Raw genomic sequence first — 22,300 nt, 5'->3', positions numbered from 1 at the left:
TATGTTCGGGAGAAGTCATTGCTATGGGTTGGTAATGGTGCTGTTTTTTTATACAGCCGGCATATACGCCCAACATCCAAATGCGTTTGTTTACAGAATATTAGCTGACTATTCCTGGGCACCTTCCACACTGTCCGTTTTCCAGTCTGCTCATAGAATTTCAGAGGTCTTTCCCTCAGCCGGCTTTTTCTCGTTGTATGAAGATCCGGTGCAGCAACATTACCCGCACCCGCAGCCGTTCGGCTCATTCCTGAATACACGATTGCCCTACACATGGCTTCATGCCCGTTTCGGAATGGGCAATGAACAGTTGTTCGACGGGCTTCACTCCCAAAACATTACTCCGCGCGATAATTTTTCTGTTGCGGTACTTAGAAATAACGGAGAGGGCATGTACCTGCGGCAGCAGTTCTTTTCTGAGCGCTATGCTCTCACCTTTAACCATCGTCCGCTGCATGGAAAATACGCAATCGCCCTTGCCATACAGTTAATTTCCCGTGAACAGAACGAGAACGGAGGACTTGAGGATGTAAGTCTTTTTACCGACAATGTTTATTCTAACCGAAAGTTACTGCCGGTTATTCTTGAAAATGCTTCTTCTCAAAGCCGTTCACGCAGTATTTACGTGCACCAGTATCTGTTCTTCTCAAAAGACACACTTTGGGAAAATAAGCGCAGAGGGGCACACTTCCGCATGAGCTGGTATGGTTCTGATGAATTACGGGTTTATTCAGACAACACACCGGGAGAGTATTATCCGGCTATTTTCCTGGATAGTACCCAAACCCGGGATTCTGTATGTTTTTCGCGCCTGGGGGCTGACGTGTTGTTAAACATTCCTGTCAGGCGCTGGAACATGGAAGCCGGATTCGGTGGTTGCATAAGCGATTACTACAATGCAGGGTTTGATTCAGTGATGAATGATATTTCCTTTAAGGGAAGAATATTCCAAGATACGTTGGTAGAATTGAAGGGAGAATATGTGCTGAAGGGGCCTTCAACAGGAAATTCCCAGGCCATTCTGGCTGTGAAGGATGTGCTTCGGTTCGCTGGATTTGACAGTACAAGTGTTGTCGTTGGGTTAACTATTCAATCCTCCAGCATTCGTTCTCCATTGTTTTTTTCCCATTATGTGTCCAATCATTATTCATGGGCGAATAATCTGAGCGTTGAATTTTCGCGTTACGTTCTTAATTCAGCGGAACTTGTTACCAGCCTTCGGAAATTCGGGGCAGAATTGCTGGCAGGGTACCGTTCAATGGAGGGATTTGCTTTTGTAAATGCAAACGGTATGCCTCAGTGGGCGAACCGGATCACATGGGCAGATATCCAGCTGCGGTTACTACGGAAAGCAGGGGCATGGACATTTCGTGCAGAAGCTTGCTACAGGATATCCGAAGACACACTGCTGCCCGTACCTGCGTTGAAAGGGAAATTCGATATTTTTTGGGAAAAGAAATTCAACAGTGAAAAGCTGGCGCTCCAGCTGGGCGCTTCCGGTACCTACTTTGGCAGTTACCGACCGGGTAACTACTTGCCCGCACTCGGTATGTTTTCACCGGGTGGGAATTTTAATGCCGGAGATTATATTTATCCCGCACTCTATGTGCATCTGCTGGTGGGCCCTGCACGGATATTTGTTCGTGCCGATCATGTTACCTCCGGACTTTTCGGGTATAATTATTTTATCGCTGAAAAATATCCGGGGCCTGACCGTATAATAAGAGTTGGCGTGAAGTGGGATTTTTTTGACTGAGCAGGTTTCTACAGGTTGAGCCAGTAGTTAAGTTTTAAGACCAATCCCTGATACTTCGGTCCGAAATCTGTCGAGTAGCGGTTGTCAGTATATACTATGTAAAGGTCACTCAGGGGCGCATAGCGCCATTGAATCCTTGCGTTCAGATTGATGTTGTTGGCCTGTGTGTTATACTGTATAAAAGTGGAGAAGAAAAGATTTCTGGAGAAACTGAATTCAATTCGTGTCCCTATCAGAGAGATAGAGGCATCAGTCAGTGGATCGGGCATATCCAACTCGTCCTGAGAAAAATACGCGGTGAATGATCCCCAGGGTTGAATGCGGTAGGTGATATCTGCGGATAAGCTGAGTTTTTTTCCGGTATAATAGTTGCCGTAGTTGATCCTTCCCAGCATGTAAAAGAGCTTTCGCTCCGTCGTTTTCCAGTTCAGCTCATAATTCCAAAAGCGATAATATCCCTGCGGAAGTGTATCTTCCCCGGTACTGAAGGATACATCAGTTAACCAGGGCAGAAAGATCTCATTGCGAAAAGTCAGTGCATTCACTTCATGCCCGCTCTGAAATTTTAAATTGTAGCTGAAAGTGAGGAGCAGTTCCGTAGAATTGAATGCCTCATCGAGATACTGTGAGTATATAATCTTGGGGCCATGTTTATTAATCCATTTTGATTTTGGATACCAGTTTCGGTTGACCGATTCATCCAGACGCCAGTAAGGCTTGTATATAGAAAGCCCGTTGATCGCATCGGTTTGAACATTCCTGGGGACGAATCCTGTGGCCGCGAGGTAATTCATTCCCACGTATTCGTGGTTCCATTCTAAGCCCCAGTTGCCGTTGTCGTACCGGAGGAATGTAGCATGAGAAAAATTGTCCGAATCATTGACATCATTGAGGCTGTAGTGAAAAAAGGCTTTTCCCAGCCAATGGTTGTTTGCGGAATTGAGATTATAATCTACTCCAAGAATAGTGTTAGCCGAAGAAGGGAGAGAAGAGTCAGGGAAGGTGTAACGGTTGACGGCAATGAAGGCGATGTTTGACCGCTTAAAAGTGGTGCGCTGGATGGCAAAAACCCCGAAGTTTTCCGACGGTTGTCCCGTTTTTTTATGAGCCGCTGTTTGCATGTCCATCAAACCTATTCTCCAGAACTTATTGATCTTTCCACTCAGGCGCAGACCGCCATAGATGGGAATTACTTCTCCGTTAAAAAGGCCGATGCGCCTGGAAAAGAAGGGGCGTATCTGCCGGAATCCAAAGCGGTCGAACAGGTCGGAATTCTCTATGAAGAACTGCCGTTTCTCCGGGAAAAAGATACTGAACCGAGTGAGATTGGTAACCTGCCGGTCAACCTCCACCTGGGAAAAGTCCGGATTAACGGTTACATCCAGGTTTAGCGAATTAGAAACCGGAATCTTGGCGTCCATACCGCCGTTGGGTTTAATTCTCCACAACGAGTCAGAAACGTGGTCAAAGGAAGCATTTCCGCTGAGGTAGGGAATAAGGGCAATACCGCTGCCTTCTTTGTCCGGAGGGTGATCCCACTTCAGAAGTCCCGTATAAGCGAGGGAGGCAATATTGAAATTCTTTGGCACACGCGACCATACAGAACTTTCATTTCTCTTGAGATCGTTCCTTGCGAAATTTATACCCCACGAATCCAGCCGTTTTGAGAATTTCAGAACGCGGAATGGGATGGCCATTTCCAGTGTCCACCTGTCTTTGTGTTGCTGAACAGCGGAATACCAGGTGCAGTCCCAGTCTGTGCTTACACCCATTCCTCCGCCCGTGGCCACGAGCCCTTCCCTTTGCACGCCAAGCGGACTAACTGTAAAATTATAACCATTGGTTTTATCATTGAAGGGGTCAAAAAAAACAGCAAAGGCATCGTTTACCGGATAGGAGAAATCTCTTTTAAGTGATTGACTGATATAGGAACCGGGAAGGGAATCGTAGCAGATAGCAGCGACATATAAAAAGTTATCGTCGTAGGAAACCATCACTTCCGTTTCAGAAAGCGCCAGACTGGTGTCGGAAGGATAATTCTGCCAGAAACGTCCGGCCTTTTGAATATTACTATTCCATACCTGTTCGTCCAGTACACCGTCTACCCTTACCGGAACACGGGTTTTCGAAATAGGAAGAAAATTTTGTGAATAGGAAACGCTGGAGAGTGCGCAGAGACAAAGTAAAAAGGGAAGTGACTTCATCCCGTATTAATGATCCAGTTCTTCCGGAAGCGGGGCGGGATCCCAGATAAAAATATGTACCAGCGCCACCACCAGCCCACCGGTCATTTGTTCAATCATCTGCCAACCTAAATCTATCAGAAAGAATTCCAGATTAAGTGACTGGTTAAAGGAAATTCCCAGAACCAGGGTAATCAGAAATAAAACAAATCCCAGCGCCGAGCCGGTAACGATACCTTTGATAAAAGGCTGCTTTATAAAATACCTGGAGAGTGTTTTGGATTGGTAGATGCGTGTAAGGAGAAATCCAAGAACAAAATAAACAATGCCGGCGCTGATGAGGAAAATCTGCAGTGGATAAGAAATTTTCTGCAGATCCGTGGTAATTACCCCATGCCAGATGTACGACAGACCGAACATAAGAAGGGAACTCGCTAACCAGGAAATGAAGAATCTTCTTCGCAGTATAAACATGGGCTCAAGTACTTACAAAAGTAGAAAAAAAAGTGCTGTAATGTCAATGCTTTATCATATATTTACCTCATTACCAATATGTTCAACAGAAGAGTTTCAGGAAAACAAAGGCTCTTAATCCTCGGATTAGCTTCTTTGCTCTTTATCTGCAGTTCCTGTCGTAAAGAGCGGGACACCCCGTACTGGGACGCTGACTATCTGCTACCGCTGCTCAAGGGAGAGATGGATATTGGAAATATCATTCCGGATTCACTGATGACCAGCAATCCGGACAACTCACTTAATCTTTCTTACAACAGTACATTCTATTCTCTGACCATGGATACATTGTTCCGCATTCCGGATACAACGATGTATTATTCCTATCTGGTACCGCTTGGTTATCTGATCGTTAATCCTGGAGATGTCTTCATTAACTCCACGGATGAGGAGCAGTACCAGATCAATAATGTAGAGCTGGTGAAAGTAACAGTGCGAAGCGGATATATAGAAGCAAAGGTGGAAAACACTGTACATAAGCGCATGAAAATCACTTTTACGATGCCTTACGCCGTGAAGAATTCCCAGCCATTCTCCCGAACGGTTACTGTTCCCCGCGCTTCGGGAAATACCCCGGGAATATTTGTCGATACGTTCCGGCTTGATGGATATACGATTGATCTGCGGGGATCGTCCATGAATTCATTTAATACATTCATTTATCAGACCACAGGGATCATTGATCCTGCTGAAACTGGACTGGATACCGTGTACGCCGGAGAAGGAGCCGAACTTGAAGTGAGTTTTAAAAGTCTGATCCCGGAGTATGCGAAGGGCTACCTGAGCCAGACGCTGGTGAATGTGGGTCCCGATAGTACAGCTTTTGATCTCTTTAAGAAGATCACGGCAGGAGTACTAAGACTGGAAGATGCTACGGCCACGCTTAGTCTTGTTAATCAGATTGGAGTGGATGCTGTGGTTTCGCTCTCTGAGCTTACTTCGGTGAACACCCGCACCAATACATCAGTTAGTCTGAATCACAGCATTCTAAACACACCCGTGAATCTGAACAGGGCGGTGGATTACGGCAATGGAAATGTGGCGCCGCAAACCTGGTCTGTTACACTAAACACGTTGAACTCCAATTTCAAGGATATGATTGAAAATCTTCCTGACCGTTTCCGTTACGCGCTGAACGCTAATGTAAACCCGCTGGGAAATGTTTCAGGAAACAACGACTTCATTTATTACGGACGCGGACTCAACGCAAATCTGAACCTGAACATTCCGCTTTCGCTGGCAGCAGGCAATCTCACGATGACGGACACGATGGCATTTGCAGCCATTGACCCGGAGAAAAACGGTGTAAATTATGGTACGCTCACGCTGTATGTGGAGAACGGATTTCCATTCGACTGTGCCATTACCATTACTATGCTGGATGCCAATGGGAACGCCCTGGGCGAGCTAATGCCCACGGTGAACACAATTGACGCAGCCCCCCTGGGAACCAATGCTATTGTTTCTCAGCCGCGGATCACCCGGCTGATTATTCCTGTTCCGGAAAGCAAGATTAATGCGCTGGAGAACACCCGGCACCTGCGCCTGAAGCTGGTTTTCAACACATCCAGCTATCCTGATTACATCAAGCTATATTCCTTTTACAAGATGGGATTCCAGATGGTTGGCGAGTTTAATTACACTTTCAACAAATAGGATCTGTCGCCGCTTGAAAGTAATTCAGTAACCGTATTTATTTTTCCATCTTTCTCTGAGAAACTTCCTGAATTCAAGTTCCCTGGCATTGGATCCCGGTTGATAAAAGACGTTTCCACTGAGCTCTTCAGGAAGGTATTCTTGTTCCATAAAGTTCCCTTCACCTATATGTGCATATTGGTATTCTTTTCCGTATCCAAGCTCCTGCATCAGGCGTGTTGGGGCATTCCGCAGGTGGAGTGGAACGGGGAGGTTGCTGTTTGCCTTAACTTTTTCAGCCGCGGTTTCAATGGCCATATAGGCAGCGTTGCTTTTTGAGGAACAGGCCAGATAGGTAGCACACTGCGAAAGAACAATCCTGCCTTCAGGCATACCGATCACATTAACGGCCTGGACAGTATTCATCGCGATGACGAGTGCTGTAGGATTGGCATTCCCGATATCTTCTGAGGCAAGGATGATCATACGACGGGCAATAAAAAGAGGGTCTTCGCCTCCTTCGAGCATTCTGGCCATCCAGTAAACAGCGGCATTCGGGTCACTTCCGCGGATCGATTTGATAAATGCAGAGATAATATCATAATGCAGCTCGCCCGATTTATCGTACAATGCCATTTTGCTTTGTATGATCTTTGTAACAACTGCATTGGTAATAATAACAGGACCGGAACCTGAGCGGGAGAGCACCACCAGCTCAAGCGCGTTCAGTAGTTTTCGCGCATCTCCGCCTGAAATGCGGATCAGAGCTTCTGTTTCCCTGAATTCAATGTGTTTGCTCTTCAGATACTCGTCCTTTTCGACGGCGAGTTTCAGAATTTGTTCAAGTTTTTCACGGCTAAGATGTTCCAGGACATATACCTGACACCTGGACAGCAGGGCGGGAATGACTTCAAAGGAGGGATTTTCAGTGGTAGCTCCGATGAGGGTTACAATTCCTTTTTCAACTGCATTCAGCAGTGAATCCTGCTGCGATTTTGAAAACCGGTGAATCTCATCAATGAACAGGATGGGATGATTTGTTCCAAAAAACGGGTCTCCTTTTGCTTTATCAATGACTTCACGGATATCTTTTACGCCGGAGTTAATTGCACTCAGCGTGTAAAACGGACGTTTGAGTGCATTCGCAATAATATTTGCCAGTGTGGTTTTCCCCACTCCCGGTGGTCCCCAAAGGATCATGGAAGGGCAAAGTCCCTTTTCAATGGTCTGACGAAGTACAGATTCTTTACCTGCAAGATGTTCCTGCCCGATGTAATCATCGAGTGTATGCGGCCGGAGCCGCTCTGCCAGTGGTGTTGCAGGAGAGTTCATGTCTTGACAAACTTTCGCATAAGAGGCCCTGAACTGAGAGAAGTGACAAGGGCCATCACCACCAGTGCCACAAATATGGGTTGGCTGATCAGTCCTGCCTGATAAGCCAGTGTACCGAGAATTATTTCCATAGCACCCCGTGCATTCATACCGAAGCCAACCGCAAGAGAATTAGAGGTACCCATTCCGCCCAGTCTTGCTCCTATGTAGGCGCCGAGTACTTTTCCGGCAAAAGATAGCAGAAGAACAACACCAACAATCACAGGGTTAAAATTCTCTACGAAGTCTAGCTTTAATCCGATGCTAACAAAAAACAGCGGTGCGAAGAAATTGGTTACAAACTGGTGAATGATCTCTCGTGCACGCTCGTGAAGTTGAACGGAGTCCCCGATCGCGATACCTGCGATAAATGCTCCGAGAATTGCATGAATGTGAATGGATTCGGTGAAAGCAGCGCACAGCAGACAAAGACCCAGGGTGCCGCTAAGTACACCGCCGGGCCAGGAAAGTTTGTTTTGTACCCAGGGCAGTATACGGTCAATGATCTTTTTGCCAATGGTGAGCATGAAGATCCCAAAACCCAGAACCCATAAAATGGTATAGCCGATATTCATATTGTCGGGCTGACCTGCCATGGAAAGAACCACTGAAAAGATCAACCAGCCGAACAAGTCATTGAACATTGCACTGGCTACGATCACCATGCCTACATTTGTCTTGAACAGATTCATGTCCATCAGAATACGGACAATAACGGGTAAAGCAGAGATGGACAGGGCTGTGCCGAGGAAAAGTGCAAACAGCAGACGGATTTTCCCCTCCGCGTTGATACCGAACAACTCCGGGAAATACCAGGCAACGGCAAAACCTGTGGCAAAAGGAATGATCATACTGAAAAAACTGGTGGAGATAGCTACCTTTCCTTGTTTAAGTACCAGTGGTAGTTGTACTTCCATTCCTGCAACGAAAAGCAGCATCACAACGGATAGTTTAAAGATACCGTCCATCGCAATGGGCACATTACCTGTTGGTGGAAAGAGAAAGCTGAATGTCTCGGGCGAAATCAGTCCCAGTACGGTTGGTCCAAGTAAGATTCCTACGAAAAGTTCTCCCATCACCACCGGTAGTTTCCACCGTTTCCCCAGTTCTGCAAGCACGCGGGAGGAAATAAGCATAACGCTGATGGATAGCAACAATACGATAAGTTCGGTGCTATTTAAACCGTTCATTTTTCTGAATGGTTACGGGAGTGTACAAGAAGAATGTCACAGGGAAGATCCTCGAGGATAAATTCGAGGTCATGTGTGAATATACGGTCCAGCAGCCCCAGTGACTTATCGGGGGAATTCAGCACCAGCAGGTCGGCTTTCTTGTCACGGGCGTATTTACCGATTGCAAAGCCCGGTTTCCCCTTGACCGTTTTTTCAGTAAGCTGAACCTGACGGGTCTGGCATTGGTGAATAATGGATTCAAGGTAGCCTTCCGCTTCGGAGGTGATCTCCTTTTTCATTTTATTGGCATGGGATGCCGTCGTGTCGTCGGCTAGTGTCATGGCCATCCCGGTCATGTCCAATTCTTTCACAACTTTTACCTCTTTAACATCGTATTTTTCTGCGAAGTAGACAGCGGTCTTCAGTGATTCCGTTGTTTTGGGATGCTCTACGCCATTTACAACTATGCGTTCAGGCTTTCGGCGGATAGATGACGGTCGAGTAAGCAGGAGAACAGAGCATTTTGCTTTCCGGCAGATAGTGCGCGCCAGCGATCCTATGTAGAAGCGCAGCAGACTCTCTTTTTTAAGCGCTCCGATCACCAGCAAATCAACGGTGTTTTCCTTGCACACCTGAAGGATTGTAGTGGCGGGAGTTCCTTCTTTCCAGATCACTTCCGGGTTGGTGATACCTGCTTTGGCACACACTTTTTGAATCTTATCTGCTTTAGACGCATTTGCAGTGCCTACATGGATGAGAATTAGCCGTGCGCCGAATGTTTTCGCCAGATGATGTGACTCGGAAAGCAACGCTTCCAGCCGCGGTGAGAAAGCAATGGCCACTGCAATTGTTTCAAAAGGGAAGGGAGGTCTGCCTTTGAGTTTACTAGTATCCATAAAATCCTTGATTCTGATTCGAAGGTAGGAAAAAGAAGTGTGGGAAAAAGCAGACAACCCTGGTTGTCATCTGGGTATTCAGTGTATTCCGGGAAAAGAGGCAGTAATCAGATGCGTACACCGATCACACATACGTCATCAACCTGTTCCAGGTTGCCTCTCCATTTTTCGAAGGTTTCATCCAGGATCTTTTTCTGGTCCTCCATAGGAAGCGTGTGTATCGACATCAGTTTTTCCTGTAGCTGCTTGTATTTGAATTTTTTTCCTTTGTCGCCCCCGAACTGATCGGCATAGCCGTCGGTGAAAAGGTAGATGATGTCTCCTTTCCTGAGATCGATTTTCTGCAGCGTAAACGGTTTCATATCTTCTCCGTGCACCCCTACCGGCATTTTATCCGGTTTGTATTCTGTAAGCTGCCCGTCGCGAACATGCCAGAGCGGATTGTTAGCAGCAGCAAACTCCAGTTTCATATTTTTGAAATCAAAGCAACACAGCACACAGTCCATGCCGTCTTTACTTTCTTCTTCACTGCCTTCAGGATTGAGAGCAGCTATAATACCTTTCCGCGTATTGTTGAGAATATCACTGGGATGAATGAGTTTTTTTTCGATAATGGATTCGTTCAGATTGGAAATGCCGATCATACTCATCAGCGCCCCCGGAACGCCATGCCCGGTACAGTCGGCTGCACAGAGATAGAATAATTCGTGATCAATACTGTCGTGCTTATGGGCTAAAGCGTGATAAAAATCCCCGCTTACGATGTCTTTGGGTTTGTAGAGGATGAAGAAGGGTTTGGTTTCTGTGGCTGTTTCCATAAGGCGAATATACTAATTTATTGATTCTTCTTCCTGACCATGGTAAGGATGGTGGCAATGGCCACAGTGTCTCCTGTTGATCCCTCAAGATTGTAGCGGTCGCGCACATCCTGTGGACTTGCATCGAAAACGTCCACTACCCATTTTACGATTCCGGTTTTAACCTCCGTACCATCCGCGGCATTCAGGGGCTTGTCATTTTCAATTTTCTCTTTGCAGGTGAAGCGCACCCCAATGCTCATCCCGGGATAGATGGGTTTGGTAAATCGGCAATCGTCGATCCCATAGTTCAGAAGCACAGGTCCTTTGGGCGGATCAACAAAGAGGCCGGCAGCTCTGGATAAGATAAAATATCCGTGAGCCACGGTGCGTTTGAAAACCGTTCCGCCCAGGGCGTCCGGCTGTAAATGTGCGTAAAATCTGTCTCCGCTTAGCGCTGCAAATTCGGTAATATCAGATTCTTTGACGGTGTGTGTGTCTGTTATAAGTGTATCGCCGGGCTCCAGTTCTTCGAAATGACAACGGAACGGATGAACGTCTTTGTTGGTGTATTTTCCTCCATAAAGGTACTGATGGCTTACCGCACTTAGCATGGTTGGTGAGCCTTGAATGGCGGTGCGTTGAAGGTAGTGAAACACCCCCCTGCGTCCGCCCATCTCCTCTCCGCCACCGGCTCTGCCAGGACCGCCGTGAACCAGCATAGGAAGGGGAGACCCGTGGCCTGTACTTTCTCTGGCACATTCTTCATTGAGAACCATCACGCGGCCGTGCATGCTGGCCGCATTCAGTACGTATGCACGGGCGGCTTTTTCATCGGCGGTTACAATGGAACTAACGAGCGATCCTTTGCCAAGTTTTGCCAACTCTACAGCATCCCCCAGGGTATTATAAGGCATAAGTGTACTTACCGGTCCGAAGGCTTCAATGGAGTGGCAATCTGTTTTGTTGAAGGGGTCGGGATTGAAAAAAATGACTGGTGGCATAAAGGCTCCTTTCTGTCGGTCAGCCCCCTTTACCTCAAATTTTTCGAAATCACCGATAATAAGTTTCTGGCTGCGGCTAAGCTGTTCAACCTTTTCCATTACTTCTTTCCTTTGCGATTGTCCTGCCAGCGATCCCATCCGCACTCCTTCAGTTTGCGGATCACCGATTACGGTGCCTGCAAGCCGTTTGCCTAATGCCACACGCACTTCTTCCACACGGTTCTCAGGAACAATGATGCGGCGTACAGCAGTACATTTTTGCCCGGCTTTTGTGGTAATTTCCCGAACTACTTCTTTAATAAAAATATCAAACTCCGGTTTGTCGGGACTCACATCAGGTCCCATAACACAGCAGTTAAGCGAGTCTGCTTCCATGTTGAAAGGGACAGATTCCTCAATGATCCGACGATGTGATTTAAGCGCTTTTCCGGTTGCAGCGCTACCGGTAAATGTAACCACGTCCTGACTTATAACATGGTCCAATATTCCGTTCGCGCTTCCGCAAATAAGTTGAAGGGCGCCGGCTGGCAATATTCCCGAACTTACAATTTCCCGCACCACTGCTTCAGTGAGGTAGGAGGTGAGTGTTGCAGGTTTAACAATGGCTGGTACACCGGCTAGCCAGTTTACCGCCACCTTTTCAAGCATGCCCCAGACAGGAAAATTAAAAGCGTTGATGTGAATAGCCACACCTTCTTTCGGAACGCAAAGGTGATGACCTATAAATGTGTTTTGTTTAGATAGTTTTGCAATATCGCCATCCAGACAAAAGGTTTCATTGGGAAATGTTCGGCGCAGGCTGGCATAGGCGAAGAGATTTCCAATACCACCTTCAATATCTACCCATGAGTCGGACCGGGTGGCACCGGTAGCCCAGGAAATGGAATAGAACTTTTCTTTCACTTTCATAAGGTGAAGCGCGAGGGCTTTCAGCATCTGGCCTCTTTCATGGAAGGTCAGCTTTCGCAGTTTGCTTCCGCCCGTTTTCCGTGCATATTCACACATGGCACCGAAATCAAGTCCAGCGGAACTGGCTGTGGCCAATGGTTCTCCGGTGATCGCGTTAAACAATAATTGTCCTTCTCCTTCACCCTTTTTCCATTGGCCAAGGGTGTAGTTTTCCAGCGGTTTTGCAGCGGCAGTTTTCAGAGTCATTTTGATGCGTAGTTCAGGGACCTAAATATAACAAATAACAAAAAGTCAATGATTTTCTTTTTATACATTTGTTCGGAAACCTTACCTCGCCGGCCGGATCCGCTGTAGTACCGTTGATGGACGAAACGAGGAGAGTTCAGTTAGTATATATCACGAGGATATTTCCGATCGTGGATATTCCTTTTGCTGCGCTGATCGCAGCGTTTTCATTCCCTGTACTCGTGCGGCACAATGACGTAATCACGGATTAGTTCGGAGGAGAAAAAGAGAAGAAGTATTCCTCGAAGCGGTTTAGGGAATTTATCCGGAGCATTTCAAATCTTGCGATTTCATAAATGAAGGAGAGCGGAGAGGGATTATATTCAGTGTACGGGAGGGTTGGAACAACTGGATGATATTTGTGTGACAGCAATCAGGGTTTGATCTGTGCACACTATTAACCTTGTATTTACAAAGAATAGATTATATTCGCTATGCTGTGACCCCTGAGAACAAGAATTTCTCCTTTGGAAATGTTCGCTTTTCTGAAGGTGTTTTCATTATCCGACTGGCGGAGGATGTGGAATTGGATATCCCTGTGGTAAAGGCACTCATGGAGTATTGTATTGAGAAGACAGGGGGTGAGAGGTTTTGTGTATTGATTGATGCTAATCGCAATGCAAAGGCATCTCCTGAAACGAGAGCGTATGTTGCAAAGGCGGGTTATAACAAAAAAGTAATTGCACGGGCAGTACTTACTAATTCACTGGCAATGAAAATGACTACTAATTTTTTTATCCGTTTCAACAAGCCGGAGGTTGAGACAAGGATGTTTACCGATGAAAGCCATGCGATGGCCTGGCTAAAAAAAAAGCAAATCGCTGCCGGTTACCGGACCTAAAGATTAGCTAAAACAAAATCCGACATTAGAGTGTATAGGTGATACGTAGCATTTCCACCCCTGATACCATGCGCCCGGTCTGGGTAATACATGGTCTCGAACTGCTTTCCCGCTTTTATCAAAGCATTGGTCATCTCCACTGCGTTCTGAAAATGCACGTTATCGTCGCCGGTTCCATGAATGAGCAGATATTTTCCTTTGAGCTTATCCGCATGGTTAATGGGAGAATTGTCGTCGTACCCGGAGGCATTATCCTGTGGTAATCCGTTATACCGCTCGGTATAGATGGAGTCGTAATACCTCCAGTTTGTAACAGGAGCCACGGCAATGGCAAGTTTGAAATATTCTGCCCCCTTGGTGATGCAAAGGCTGGTCATATATCCTCCGTAACTCCATCCGAAAATACCGATCCTGGATTTATCTACATAAGGTAACCCGCCGAAATATTTGGCTGCATCTATCTGATCCTGGGTTTCTATTTTTCCCAGTTGTTTGTAAGTGCAGTGTTTAAAATCTCTCCCGCGGTTGCCGGTACCCCTGTTATCCACACAGGCAATGATGTAGCCTTTCTGGACCAGCATCTGCTGATAAAAGTACTCTGAACCTGTCCACTGGTTCAGTGCAATACTGTTCCCGGGACCTCCGTATACATACATAAATACAGGGTATTTTTTTCCGGGATCAAAATCCTTCGGTTTTATAATGTATGCATTCAGCATCGTTCCGTCTGCGGTGGGCACATTAATAAATTCCTTTTTTCCCAGCTTGTATCCTTTCATTTTACTGATGAGCTCATCATTGGTAACCAGAGATCGCATCAGCTTACCCTTGCTATTATACAATTCCGCATGGGGAGGAGTGTTGGCATCCGAATGGCTCAATGCATAATAGAGAAATCCGGGACTGAATAACGCCATGGAAGCACCTTTTTTCAGCGACAGAGTACGTTTTCCCGAACCATCATTTTTTACAGCATATACTTCTTTTTCTGTGGGATGTGCTTCGGCTGCGCAGTAATAGATATTCCCGCCCGCATCTTCACCATATACATCCAGGACATCAAATTTTCCCGGAGTGAGGTCCCGCACCTGTTTACCCTCCTTATCCATAAGGTAGATATGGGTCCATCCGTCTTTGTCAGAAACCCATAGGAAAGAACCGTCTTTCCTGAATTTGAGAAAGTCGTGGATCTCAATATACGTTTGAGCCGATTCTGTATATAAAACGCGGCTGCTTATTTTTTCTTCGGTTGATGAACAGTCGGCCAAAAGCAGTTCCAGGTGATTCTGGAGGCGGTTCAGGCGCGTGATACAGAGCTGTCCGGGCAATGTTGACCATGAAATCCTTGGCAGATACTGGTCTTGTTCCGCGCCGGTCTCTACCGTTCTGATTTTTCCGGACGTGAGGTCAAAAACATGGGCGGTTACAACAGAATTCTTTTCCCCTGCCTTAGGGTATTTGAAACGGTAGTCAGAGGGATACAGACTTCCCCACTTTTGCATATTATATTCTCTGACCTCGCTCTCGTCGAAGCGCAGATAAGCAAGATACTTTCCGTCCGGACTCCACCAATACGCCTTTATAAAGGAATATTCTTCTTCATACACCCAATCCGGCGCACCGTTAATGATTTTATTTTTTTCTCCGTCGGCAGTGACACGAGTCTCCTTTCCCGTAGCCGTTTCTACCAGGTACAAATTATTACCGCGTACGTAAGCCACATGTGATCCGGAGGGGGAAAATCCGGCAAGGCTTTGCTTACCCGAAACAGAAAGTGCCTTTAACTGCCGTGAGACAAGATCGAAGATGTAATAATTCTCCAATGTACTGTGACGGTATACGGTTTCCTGTTCACCATAAAAAAGAATTTTCTTTTCATCCGGGCTGAACTGAAAGGATTCGAAATAGATCAGCGGCTTTTTTCCGTTGATCAGAAGCTCTTTTTCCTGAACCACCGTATTAATTGCGGTACCGGAGGCAAGGTGGTAGCGGACTACTTTCTTATTCCCGGGTTCTGAATTATCCACTTCCAGGTAATGTTTCCCGTCGGCGGTAAAATCCATTCCGTAAAAACCCTGCCCATAGAATGCAGGGCTTTTGTAGATGTCCTCCAGGGTAATTAGTTTATCTCCCTGAGGCTTCAGCGCAGTGAAGATCAGGAGACTAAAGGTGGTTAAGATCAGTTTCTTCATGATATTCAGGAAGTTAAGTGAATTTTATTCCGTTCCCGGCCTTAAATTAGGCATTTCCAGTGAGTTAGTATGTTGAAAGTATGAACGGTTGAGGATTCGGATTTTCCTGTTCAATTGCTTAAATTTGTATTTCGATGCTGACTCTTTCCAATTTTCTTACCATTCTTTTGGCCTATTTCATTGGGTCTATTCCAACGGCGGTGTGGATCGGCCGGTACTTTTACAAGGTGGATGTGCGGGAACACGGAAGTGGCAATTCCGGGGCCACAAATACTTTCCGCGTTCTGGGAAAAAGGGCTGGTCTCCCGGTATTGATAATTGATGTACTGAAGGGATGGGGAAGCGTAAATCTGGCCTATCTCGTTTCAGAAAGTCCTGGTAATGAGCGCTTTTTAGAGTTACAAATGGTTTTGGGAATCGCGGCTTTGCTTGGTCATATTTTTCCGGTTCTTGCTGCTTTCAGGGGAGGGAAGGGGATTGCCACATTGCTGGGGGTTACACTGGCCCTTCATCCTCAGGCTGCCCTGGTTTGCATTGGTGTATTCGCACTTGTCTTTTTGCTAACCAATTATGTCTCACTTTCCTCAATGGTTTCTGCCCTCTCTTTTCCGGTAAGTCTGATGTTCTTCTTTCCTACCGGGGTGCCTTCTTTTGTAGCGTTTTCCCTGTTTCTGGTTGCCATTGTCCTGTTAACCCACCAAAAGAATATTGAACGCCTGATTAACCGCGAAGAGTCCAAGATCCACCTCCTGAGAAAGCGACCTGCCTCCCGGCCCCGGGAAGCCGATGAGGAGTAAATAACAATTTCCTGTGAATAAAGGGGTTATGCAGCATTGACACAGCCCGCTTCAATACCTAATTTTGTTAGGATATGCACGCATTTTGTATGGATTATGTGGGTTTTGTGCATCCACTAATAAAGGGTAAAGGTCACGTGCTATGAGCCGTATCCTTGGCTTGATATTCTTATTGCTATCCTTCACCGGGAATGCTCAGGATTTTACTTCTGAGGCGGATGTAAAGAAGGAGGCAGAGCGCCTGTTCGAAGAGAAAGAATATGCGAAGGCATTTCCTTTGTTCTCTCAGCTCCTCAGTTTGAATCAAAGCGATCCGAATTATTCCTACAAATTCGGTGTGTGTATGTTATTCACGACACCGGACAAAGAGAAAGCGCTCCCCTTTCTTGAAAAGGCATCGAAGGATCCGAAGGTAGAACCTCAGGTGATGTTCTACCTCGGTCGGGCCTACCATCTCAATTACCGTTTCCAGGATGCCATTACCGCTTTTACCATCTTCAAGTCGAAGGTCTCTCCTAAGGTGGCGCAGAAATACCGGACGGATGAACAGATTACCATGTGTCAAAACGGGAAAAAGCTGCTCAAGAACATCAAGGATCTGGTGGTGCTTGAGAAAAAGGAGGTGTCGAGAATTGATTTCTTTGACTCGTATGATCTGTCATCATCCAATGCTAAAATTATTGTAATGCCTGACGAGTTCAAAACAGCATATGACAGAAAAATGAAGCTGAAGTCTGTGATGTATTATGAGCAGGGGAAGGACGAACTTTATTATTCCAGCTATGGTGAGAAAGGTGAGATGGGAAAGGATATTTATTTTAAAAAGCGATTGCCAAATGGAGATTGGTCAAAGCCTAAGCCCGTGGGTTACCCGGTGAATACTGAAGCCGATGAGGACTTCGCCTTTTTGCATCCCAGTGGTAATATACTCTACTTCTGTTCCAAGGGTCACAATTCAATGGGAGGTTATGATATATTCAAATCAGTACGAAATGAAACTACGGGCACATGGGGTAAGCCGGTTAATATGGATTTTGCAATTAATACTCCCGATGATGATTTTATGTTTGTATCCGACGCCGAGGATAAGACAGGTTTTTTTGCTTCCGGCCGAAGTACTCCCGATGGTATGGTTGCGGTGTACCGCATACGGACCGAGCGTGTGCCTGTTGACATTGCTCTGATCAAGGGCAAAACGGTAGATGGTAATAGTTTGCCGCTGAAAACACGAATTACAATCAAGAACCTGGCAAACGGAGAGATTGTAGGGATTTTCAATTCTAAAGAAACGGATGGCGGCTACTTGCTGAATGTTCCTAATGGCGGAACTTTCCTGTTTACCGTAGAAGCCGCGGGGTACAAGTCACTCTCAGAAAAGGTGGTAGTACCTGTGCAATATGAACTGAAACCGCTTGGGCAGCAGATTATGGTCCTTAAAAAGGAGAATGGCGAAGATGTACTGATCGTAACGAACAACTTCGAATCTGTTCCGAGCGATGATGACTACCTGGCCGTAATGGATATTCTAAAGCAGCGGGCCAATCTGGATGTCACGCCGGATAAAACCAATATGAATCCCATTCCTTCAGATCCGGAACCGCTGTCACAAGAGCCGGATAAAACACCGGATAAAACACCTATCTCGAATGAAGATATTATTACCGAATCGTATACCGATGCTAAGGAAACACAAAAGGATGCGAATCAGTACAAGAAGGAAGCCGACCACTACTTATATCTTTCGAATGCAAAGAATGAAGAATTAACTCAAAAGCAGCAGGAGTTCGAACAACGTAAAGCAAACCTCGACCAGGTTCAGGACCCGCTTCAGAAGCAAAAGGAAATAGAGGACATCTCAAAAATGAAGAACGAGATCGATTTGTTGTCTCAACAAACCCTCATTGCATATAATCTGGCCCAGAAAATGGAGCAGGATGCCAGGGACAAACAGCAGCAGGCTGATCTGGAACTTAAATATGCAAAGGATCTGGAAAGGGCGCTCAAGGACAAGGTGCCCGCTGAGACGATTCTTTCTCTGCAGGATGAAAAGGAGAAAATGCAGAAGGATATGCAGAAGAAAGGGATGGGAACCGGAGATGTTGTGACGGAAATCAAAAAAACGGCAGAGGAAAAGCAAATCCTTGTGGATAAATCCAAAAAGAAGGGACAGGATATTCAGACGGATATTGATGGAATGCAGGAAGAAATCAACCGTATGAAGAAAGAGGCAGGAGAACAGAAGAATGTGGAACTTAAGGCGGCACAGCTGGAACAGATCGTTGAGATGGAACAGGAACTCAATGAAAAGAAAAAGGAGAAGGCCCTGGCAGATTCCAGAACCATCCAGTTACAGAAACAGGCCGACAGCTTGAAAGATCAGGTTAATATTGCTTCTAATCTTATCCAGCAAGTGAATACATCAACTGAGACGGTCTCTGTTTCTAATATCGACAAGAATAAACTCAACATCAGTGTTAATAATATCCAGAACAATCTGCCGGAAAATACCACAACAACAACTACTCCCACTACAACAACTACTACTCCCACCACCACAACTACTACTCCCACCACCACAACTACTACTCCCACCACAACAACAACAACTCCCACCACAACAACAACAACTCCCACCACAACAACAACAACTCCCACCACCACCACAACAACAACTCCCACCACCACCACAACAACAACTCCCACCACCACCACAACAACAACTCCCACCACAACAACAACAACTCCCACTACAACTCCGGACATTATTGTTCAGAACATCGAGAGAATTAATAACGAGAACGGGAGTAAGCTGAAGGAGATAGAGAATATAGCTGATCCGAAAAGCAAAGAGGAGAAAAAACTCGAGCTCTATTCGAACTGGAACAAGGAATTAATGGTTCAGCAGGAGGAGCTTAAAAAGCACCTGGATACTGCCACTACTATGTCGTCAAAAGTTGCCTTACAAACAGACATGAATCGCTCGAAGGACCAGATCAGTGAAAATATTCAACAGGTAAAGAAGTCAGAAAAGAATCTGGAGATACTTAGTACTACTACTACCGAAAGCCCGGAGAAGAACTATAATGAATATTTTGAAAATCAGATTGAGAATGTTTCAGCTACAATAACCACAGAGGTGGAAAAGGAGAAGCAAAAGGAGATCCTTTACTCTCAGTGGGCAGATGCGATCAAGAAGGAGAGCGATAGTCTGAAGCAGGTTCTAGCCAGCACAAAAAAGAAAGAGGAGAAAAAGAAACTGAATGAAAAGATAGTGGAGTTGGACAATAAGCAGAGCGAGATGCGACAAATGTCGGTTGCAAGCAAAGAAAAAATCGAAGAGCTAAACACCAGCGTAAACAGCACTTCCACTCAGCCGGATCCCGGGGACCTTTCTAAGGTGGAGGTCAAATACACGACAGATGGAAGCAAGCAGAAATCGGAGAATGCCCTGCGTCTGAAAAAGGAGGCAGAACAATATAGTTATAAGGCGGATTCATTACGCATTGAAGCTAATATAGAGAAGGATCCAAAGAAAAAGGAGGATATTCTGAACCTAGTACAGAACTATGAAAAGGATGCCATGCAAAAGGAGCGAGAGTCAATGCAGTTGTCCGCGGATTTAAATAAAACCCAATACGAGAAAAACAGCAGCGAAATTGACGCATACATTGCCTCTTCCGGCTTGAATACTCCGGAGATGGATCTGGCTGGAATCTACGACCATGAATCAAAGGTTTTCTTTGCTGATGCTAAAAAAGAGCGACAAGCCGGGAATAACCAGGCGGCTCTTGACCTGGAGAAGAAGGCCCTTCAACGCCAACAGCAATCCATTGAAATTTATATTAAGTCCGGCGTTATAGTTCAAACAAATCCTGTAACCACACAGCCAGAGCCTTCCACTACTACTACCACTACCACTTCTACTCCAGACACTCCCACCACATCCCTTCCCGAATACAAAATGTACCTGACGGTTGTGCAGGATGCCAATCAGTACTATAAATCCGCACAAAAGGATTTTGATGCAGGAGCGGACTTAAAGAAAAAGTCGGAGGAACAATATACCGAATCACAACTGCTGATAAATAAGACGGCAAAGGTGACGGATCCTGCGGAACAGTTGAAACTCCTTAAGAAGTCAGAGGAATTAGACGCGCTTGCCTTTAAAAATAAAAAGGAAGCCGATTCTCTTATGCAATCTGGAAAACAGAAGGAGAAAATGGGTCAAGTTAAGGAGGAGGAGTCCAGGCAAATTCTGGCAAAGGTGGATTCCAAAGTCTCCGACAGCATTATTACAACAGCTCCGAAGATCGAACGCTCTGCGCCCCCGGTACCGGTTATTACCACTACCACCCAACCTGAAACTACCACTACCACCCAACCTGAAACTACTACTACTACTACCCAACCTGAAACTACTACTACTACCCAACCTGAAACTACTACTACTACCCAACCTGAAACTACTACCACTACTACTACCCAACCTGAAACTACTACCACTACCACACAGCCTCCTTCACCAACAATTTCCGGTATGATAGTGGATAAAATTGTTACAACGCCCCGCACCATCTATTCAGTCAACAAGCCAATTCCGAAAATGGATAAACTACCGGAGGGGCTGGTGTTTAAAGTCCAGGTCGGGGCATTCAGAAATCCTGTGAATCCGGAGAAACTAGGTGGAATTTCTCCTCTCAGTTCAGAATTAACCGCTAATGGATTTACCCGGATCACAGCAGGATTATTCACCAAATATGAAAATGCAGATAACGCAAAAAGACAGATACAGGCCTTGGGATTCAAAGATGCATTCGTTGTTGCCTACCTGAACGGAAAGAGAATTAATACGAATGATGCCCTGACCATGATCAAGGGCAACGAAGTTCCGCTCAGCACAACACCTGTTCAACCTGAAACAACAACAACTACTCCACCTGTTACCACTCCGCCAGATGTAGTTGTGAACGATGTACGTTCTACAAATGTTCAGAAAATGAAAGGACTGTTCTTTACCGTGCAGGTTGGAGTATACTCAAAGGCGGTTACTTCCGCGCAGCTATTCGGGGTTTCGCCTCTAAATAGTGAACAGGTCAAGGGGGGGCTTCTCAGATATTCTTCTGGACAATACAATAATTTCGCAGATGCGCAGAAGAACAAGGAACGGATTGTCATATTGGGAATAAAGGATGCCTTTGTTACTGCATATTATAACGGAGAGCGGATTACTCCCGATGAAGCGGCCAACATCATTGCACGTGAAGGAAAGGGGATACTTACAGGTACAGGGAGCCTTTCTCCAGTACCTACCACCACACAACCTGAGACTACCACACAACCTGAGACTACCACACAACCTGAGACTACCACACAACCTGAGACTACCACACAACCTGAGACTACCACACAACCCGAGACTACTACACAACCCGAGACTACTACACAACCTGAGACTACTACACAACCCGAGACTACTACACAACCCGAGACTACCACACAACCTGAGACTACCACACAACCTGAGACTACTACACAACCCGAGACTACTACACAACCCGAGACTACTACACAACCCGAAACCACCTCATCTCCCGGAGATCCCTCTGTAATTTCTGTAGGGCAGATATCGAATTACGAACCGGTCCCGAATAACGCTGTCACCGATACAGGGGTTGTCTTTTGTATTTTTCTTGGGGAATATGAAGGAAGGGTTCCAACGCGGGATGCCAATGAAATTCTAAAGGTACAGAAGCAGGGAATCAGAATAATTAAAAGCGGAAATACGAATCGGTATGTTGTTGGTAAATTCGCAGATTACGCTTCTGCCGGAACATCGTTATTCCGAATTGAAGAGCAAGGATTGCTGAAAGCCAGAATAATTGCTTACCGTAACGGAGCGGAAATTTCCGTTGAAGATGCCAAAGCGTTGACCGGCGGGAAGTAGATCCG

At 45.9% G+C, this 22,300-nt stretch carries 13 protein-coding genes; 5 read left to right on the top strand and 8 right to left on the bottom strand.

Features of this window, described 5'->3' with window-relative positions; all coding sequences use genetic code 11:
* Position 1: 1 nt before the first annotated feature.
* On the top strand, positions 2–1,756 hold the full coding sequence (locus IT233_09650; protein ID MCC7302896.1) for a hypothetical protein: 1,755 nt from the start codon (positions 2–4) through the stop codon (positions 1,754–1,756).
* A gap of 8 nt (positions 1,757–1,764) precedes the next feature.
* Here IT233_09650 and IT233_09645 read toward each other — a convergent pair whose 3' ends face one another.
* Both IT233_09645 and IT233_09640 read right to left on the bottom strand, forming a co-directional pair.
* Positions 1,765–3,960, bottom strand: coding sequence for a carbohydrate binding family 9 domain-containing protein (locus IT233_09645; protein MCC7302895.1), 2,196 nt, complete (start codon positions 3,958–3,960; stop codon positions 1,765–1,767).
* 6 nt (positions 3,961–3,966) lie between these two features.
* Complete coding sequence (locus IT233_09640; protein ID MCC7302894.1) at positions 3,967–4,413, bottom strand: hypothetical protein; 447 nt, start codon at positions 4,411–4,413, stop codon at positions 3,967–3,969.
* A gap of 78 nt (positions 4,414–4,491) precedes the next feature.
* Here IT233_09640 and IT233_09635 point away from each other — a divergent pair, with 78 nt between their 5' ends.
* On the top strand, positions 4,492–6,108 hold the full coding sequence (locus tag IT233_09635; GenBank protein MCC7302893.1) for a hypothetical protein: 1,617 nt from the start codon (positions 4,492–4,494) through the stop codon (positions 6,106–6,108).
* 24 nt (positions 6,109–6,132) lie between these two features.
* Here the strand turns inward: IT233_09635 and IT233_09630 are convergent, their stop codons facing one another.
* The 5 genes from IT233_09630 to paaZ form a co-directional block, all read right to left on the bottom strand.
* Positions 6,133–7,419, bottom strand: a complete 1,287-nt coding sequence (locus IT233_09630) for a replication-associated recombination protein A (GenBank protein ID MCC7302892.1) — start codon at positions 7,417–7,419, stop codon at positions 6,133–6,135.
* Positions 7,416–8,648: a cation:proton antiporter gene (locus IT233_09625; GenBank protein ID MCC7302891.1), complete on the bottom strand. Its 1,233-nt coding sequence runs from the start codon at positions 8,646–8,648 to the stop codon at positions 7,416–7,418. The genes IT233_09630 and IT233_09625 overlap by 4 nt, the downstream gene beginning before the upstream one ends.
* A complete protein-coding gene (locus IT233_09620; protein ID MCC7302890.1) occupies positions 8,645–9,526 on the bottom strand; it encodes a universal stress protein in 882 nt (293 codons plus the stop codon). Before IT233_09620 ends, IT233_09625 begins: the two co-directional genes overlap by 4 nt.
* Positions 9,527–9,633: 107 nt before the next feature.
* On the bottom strand, positions 9,634–10,344 hold the full coding sequence (locus IT233_09615; GenBank protein MCC7302889.1) for a serine/threonine-protein phosphatase: 711 nt from the start codon (positions 10,342–10,344) through the stop codon (positions 9,634–9,636).
* A 17-nt stretch (positions 10,345–10,361) separates the two neighbouring features.
* Complete coding sequence (gene paaZ, locus IT233_09610; protein ID MCC7302888.1) at positions 10,362–12,482, bottom strand: phenylacetic acid degradation bifunctional protein PaaZ; 2,121 nt, start codon at positions 12,480–12,482, stop codon at positions 10,362–10,364.
* A gap of 478 nt (positions 12,483–12,960) precedes the next feature.
* Between paaZ and IT233_09605 the strand changes: the two genes are divergently transcribed.
* Entirely contained in the window at positions 12,961–13,362 is a 402-nt protein-coding gene (locus IT233_09605; protein ID MCC7302887.1) for a hypothetical protein, read from the top strand.
* Here the strand turns inward: IT233_09605 and IT233_09600 are convergent.
* Positions 13,359–15,554 (bottom strand): S9 family peptidase, encoded by a 2,196-nt coding sequence (locus IT233_09600; GenBank protein MCC7302886.1) that lies wholly within the window; start codon positions 15,552–15,554, stop codon positions 13,359–13,361. The genes IT233_09605 and IT233_09600 overlap by 4 nt on opposite strands.
* 134 nt (positions 15,555–15,688) lie before the next feature.
* Here IT233_09600 and plsY point away from each other — a divergent pair, with 134 nt between their 5' ends.
* On the top strand, positions 15,689–16,351 hold the full coding sequence (gene plsY, locus IT233_09595; protein MCC7302885.1) for a glycerol-3-phosphate 1-O-acyltransferase PlsY: 663 nt from the start codon (positions 15,689–15,691) through the stop codon (positions 16,349–16,351).
* Positions 16,352–16,493: 142 nt separating this feature from the next.
* Positions 16,494–22,295, top strand: a complete 5,802-nt coding sequence (locus tag IT233_09590; protein MCC7302884.1) for a hypothetical protein — start codon at positions 16,494–16,496, stop codon at positions 22,293–22,295.
* Positions 22,296–22,300 lie beyond the last annotated feature (5 nt).

It is taken from the genome of Bacteroidia bacterium (assembly GCA_020852255.1).
In the GTDB taxonomy this organism is placed as follows: domain Bacteria; phylum Bacteroidota; class Bacteroidia; order JADZBD01; family JADZBD01; genus JADZBD01.
The sequence above is the reverse complement of the archived record's forward strand: the minus strand, read 5'-3'. Positions and strand labels throughout refer to the sequence as shown.

Excerpts from the sequence above, each read along its gene's own strand:
- IT233_09650 (MCC7302896.1), top strand. The coding sequence starts at position 2 with ATGTTCGGGAGAAGTCATTGCTATGGGTTGGTAATGGTGCTGTTTTTT.
- IT233_09645 (MCC7302895.1), bottom strand. The coding sequence starts at position 3,960 with ATGAAGTCACTTCCCTTTTTACTTTGTCTCTGCGCACTCTCCAGCGTT.
- IT233_09640 (MCC7302894.1), bottom strand. The coding sequence starts at position 4,413 with ATGTTTATACTGCGAAGAAGATTCTTCATTTCCTGGTTAGCGAGTTCC.
- IT233_09635 (MCC7302893.1), top strand. The coding sequence starts at position 4,492 with ATGTTCAACAGAAGAGTTTCAGGAAAACAAAGGCTCTTAATCCTCGGA.
- IT233_09630 (MCC7302892.1), bottom strand. The coding sequence starts at position 7,419 with ATGAACTCTCCTGCAACACCACTGGCAGAGCGGCTCCGGCCGCATACA.
- IT233_09625 (MCC7302891.1), bottom strand. The coding sequence starts at position 8,648 with ATGAACGGTTTAAATAGCACCGAACTTATCGTATTGTTGCTATCCATC.
- IT233_09620 (MCC7302890.1), bottom strand. The coding sequence starts at position 9,526 with ATGGATACTAGTAAACTCAAAGGCAGACCTCCCTTCCCTTTTGAAACA.
- IT233_09615 (MCC7302889.1), bottom strand. The coding sequence starts at position 10,344 with ATGGAAACAGCCACAGAAACCAAACCCTTCTTCATCCTCTACAAACCC.
- paaZ (MCC7302888.1), bottom strand. The coding sequence starts at position 12,482 with ATGACTCTGAAAACTGCCGCTGCAAAACCGCTGGAAAACTACACCCTT.
- IT233_09600 (MCC7302886.1), bottom strand. The coding sequence starts at position 15,554 with ATGAAGAAACTGATCTTAACCACCTTTAGTCTCCTGATCTTCACTGCG.
- plsY (MCC7302885.1), top strand. The coding sequence starts at position 15,689 with ATGCTGACTCTTTCCAATTTTCTTACCATTCTTTTGGCCTATTTCATT.
- IT233_09590 (MCC7302884.1), top strand. The coding sequence starts at position 16,494 with ATGAGCCGTATCCTTGGCTTGATATTCTTATTGCTATCCTTCACCGGG.